The organism is Roseibium sp. RKSG952, from assembly GCF_009711355.1.
The window spans coordinates 1-3680 of sequence record NZ_SMMF01000671.1 but is presented as its reverse complement, the minus strand read 5'-3'; the positions used below and the strand labels follow the sequence as shown (position 1 = coordinate 3680).

At 55.7% G+C, this 3680-nt stretch carries 3 protein-coding genes; 1 reads left to right on the top strand and 2 read right to left on the bottom strand.

Annotated elements, in window-relative coordinates; genetic code table 11:
* Positions 1–52 precede the first annotated feature (52 nt).
* A complete protein-coding gene (locus tag E1297_RS03595) occupies positions 53–2017 on the bottom strand; it encodes an ATP-binding protein (protein WP_196223179.1) in 1965 nt (654 codons plus the stop codon).
* A 270-nt stretch (positions 2018–2287) separates the two neighbouring features.
* Between E1297_RS03595 and E1297_RS03590 the strand changes: the two genes are divergently transcribed.
* On the top strand, positions 2288–3016 hold the full coding sequence (locus tag E1297_RS03590; RefSeq protein ID WP_196223178.1) for an ATP-grasp domain-containing protein: 729 nt from the start codon (positions 2288–2290) through the stop codon (positions 3014–3016).
* Here the strand turns inward: E1297_RS03590 and E1297_RS03585 are convergent.
* Positions 3013–3390: a hypothetical protein gene (locus tag E1297_RS03585; protein ID WP_155133985.1), complete on the bottom strand. Its 378-nt coding sequence runs from the start codon at positions 3388–3390 to the stop codon at positions 3013–3015. The two genes, E1297_RS03590 and E1297_RS03585, sit on opposite strands and share 4 nt — an antisense overlap.
* Positions 3391–3680: the final 290 nt, after the last annotated feature.

Here is a 3680-nt window from a genome sequence, read left to right as displayed (position 1 = left end):
CAATGACCGGCAGGTCGGGTTCGCCGGACGTTCACGCCTTTCTTTCGGTCTTTTACAAGCCCGTGCCGCCCGGGCCCTTGAAGAAATCGAACTGCCCTGAAGCCTTCTTGACGGCCGTCGTCTTGCAGCGCTCCTTCGGCTTCTTTTTCTCCAACGACGGCTTCTCTCTGGCTGCCATCTTCGGCTCCTTTGAAGTCTCCGGAACCACAGAGGAAACTGGCTCCTTGATCGCCTCTGGAGCGATAGAAAGGGGCGACGAATCTTCGGTTTCGCCGAGGCCTATGTTTTTCGCCCTGACCTCCAGATCCTCGAGAGAGATCATGGCCTTGGTTCCGCGCCTGCCATCCTGCTCGAGAAGCTTCACCGCGGTCTCCGTAATGACCTTCGCTGTATTTAGAAGAATGTCGTGGTCGATTGCGAGGTCGTGGAACCTCTCGTAGAACTCAACGCCGTGATCATGCGTTCCTGTGCTGGGCTCCTCATGCAGATATTCGTGCAGCAGGAGGGCCGCTAGTTTCAGCGATCCCTTGACGCCTTGCTTGACCAGCGGAAGGAGGGCGCGATTGACCCAGATGTTCTCTGTGCCGTTTGTCCATCCGTCCGCAGTGTCCGATACGCCGACTTGTATGTTTCGCCCATCCCATCCACTCGGGGTGTGATTCCCGGTTCGGAAAACCGGAACCGCTCTATCGCGGTCGATGCGAATCCCTTCATAGTACATCGAACTTCCGCCTGCCCGAATAGCTTTGATCGCCATCAGCTCGGCCTTGTTCAGTTCCTTGTCCGCGATGGGTTCGTGGTGCCTGGAGATGAATTTCCCGAATTCACCGATGTCGGCGACCTTTATCTCATCGAGATCTCTTTGGAGAGACGAGCGTTCCCCCATGTCGCGGGCGACGATCATCTTAAGCTTCCCGATGAGATCGGCGACCGAGTCCACTCCGAAACGGTCCAACGTCTGGTCCGCCAAGACGAGGGCCATCTTGCGCGTGTGAACGGTCTCTCCAAGACGATCACTTTTCGGCGCGCTTGTTAAGGTTCCGCAGTAATTCACGCCGATCCTGCTGAGAGACGAGAATGGGAGCTGGGAGCCCGTCACATCCGTCAACAACCGCAGGCCGTAGGCGTTTTCAAGTGACTTTTCGCCGCTGATGATGGAGCGAACAGCGCTTTCGCGTTCGGCATCGTTCAAAGACGGTTTTTTTGCGATCTTCTCACCCGACTGCTGCTTCACAAACCTCTTGATGCGCTGGAACACCTTGCAGTCGCTCTGGATGTCGTTTCTGGCGAAATTGACATCGAGTTTCTTCTTGGCAACGACGATACCGCCAGTTCCCATCTCGTAAGAGGAGTATCCCCTGACCAGAACGCCGAGGTTGTAGACGGAGAGATTACCCGAGGCCTTGAACTTGCAGTAGGCATCCTCTGTCTCGAAGTCCCACTTCTGGTCCTCCGGTTTCTTGGAGATGACCTCACCGTTCAGCGTGATCGGGATCTGTGCGAACATGACGTAGTCAGCGATCTCGCGACGCATGCTCTCGAATTCAAAAGGTGACAACTCTTTGTAGAGGTCTACTTCAATATGACAGCCCGGCTTCTTCTCCTCAACTTTCTTGAAGTCGTAGCCGAGACCGTAGTCTTGGCGGCTGTCATTCATTTGAGGCTGTAGATCGACATTCATTCGGAATTCATTGGTGGTCCACCTGTTTCTTCCGAACGCGAAAATCTGACCGCGACCCATACGGAACCGTCCGTAGGTCGCATCTCCCTCGACGTGCGGATGACCGAAGGTTTCGAAGAAGAGGGAGATCTCTTCATCATTCACGAAGCCCTTTCCGTCGTCCGAGATCTTGAATTTTTTCGTCGTCAACTCGAGATCGCACCGCGTCGCTCCCGCGTCGATCGAGTTCATAACGCCCTCAAGGACCGCCTTTCCAGGGGACCCGGCCTGACGGCGGATGATGTCCCATAGAATCTTGGGGTGCATTGTCAGTTGGCGTCGTTCACTTTTGCCCATGTCGTTCTCCAGTAAATGCTCAAGTGAATGTGGCATGTTCGGCGGCAAGACAAAATCCGAGTCAAGTCCTTGCAGCGCGCCAAGAACCGGGTGATGATTCTATCTCAACGCTGGAATTAAACGAAGACGGTGAACGCGTGTCGGGAGTGTCTTAAAATGTCCTCATCCGACATTTGCTGGCTTATACACGAAACTCTTCTTAGGCGTGCGCTTCCAACCAAACGGCCAAATCTCGCCGAGGCGGCGGAGGCATCCGGACACCGATGTAGCGTGGTCAATCACACAGCCCTCAAGCCGCTCGATGACCCCGTTTTCGGGGAGGGCGAATGCGTTGTTGCCTGGGGGTCGGTCCAGTTCATCAAGCATGTCGAGCGTCGGTTTCCCGGAAGATGGACGCCCGGTTTCTATGCGAGGATGGACAATCTTTCCTATGCCGCCTTCGGAGCCCACTACGGCGACCTAATGATGAACGACGACTTCGTCATTATGCCCTTCGCGGAATTCGTCAGACGCAACGCGAACTCCGGACGCGATCATTTCATTCGGCCCAACAGGGTGACGAAGGCCTTCACCGGATTGGTTGTCAAGGCAGACGATTTCGATCACGAGGTCAATTCTCTCCGCCGACTTTCCAACGTTAACGACGACGAACTTGTCGTCGTCGCTGCGCCGAAAATAATTCTCGGAGAAGCTAGATTCATCATTTGCGGAAACGAGGTGGTGACGGGGAGTACATATGGCTGGGATCGGACTCTGGACGTGCGGTCCGACGTTCACCCGTCCTGCCGCGAGGTCGCGGATGAAGTCGCAAAACGAGACTGGAAGCCCGACACGGTCTTCACCTGCGACGTGGCGTTGGCCGAGATCGACGGCAAATCAGTGGCCCGGCTCCTAGAGCTGAACGCGTTCTCATGCTCCGGGCTTTACGCCTGCGACACGTCCGCGATCATCGACGCGGTCGGCAATGCGGCCCGGCGAGAACATTCCGGGGATGTTTAGGCCTTGGCGCGGGCATATTCCCTACCGACGGGGTTCCGCGCCGTGGCGGGGGCTAGTATCTCGAGAAAATCACCGAGCGCGATATCGAACGTCTCTAGACTCACGATATTGGTTTCGCCCGGAACCTCCGGGGCGTTGAAGCCGCCGCAGATGTCGTTTCCGTTGCTGTAGGCATAGGCGACGCCGTGAGTTTTCTCTCCATCGATTTCGGTAAGGTAGGCTGGGGCGGTGTAAAGGGAGACACCCTTTAGCTCAGCCGTTTTCCAAAGAGCCACATGATCCAATTCCGATCTCTCCTCGGGCTGACCGGTCGTCCAGATCCCGCTCAAGATCCTCATCGTGCGCATCGTGCGCGCCTGTATTTCAGGCCTCATTCCGCTTCTCCCCGCAATTGTTTTGGGCCAACCGAATGATGGCCACCCCGTTCTCAACTGACGAAGCAACCACGTTCGTCAAATCGAACGCGAAGCACTCATTCGTGAGCGCAGCCGGCTCAGTACCTCCGGCTCGTCGTCGCGTTCCGTTACGAGAAACATCTCGTCCAGTCAAACTTCCATCAAGGTCGTTCGGTAAATGTCATCGTTTCCGTCCGCGTTTCAGTGACCTTTCTTTGCGTATTTCGTAGGCATGCAATCAGCAACGCATGCTTCAAGGAACAATCACG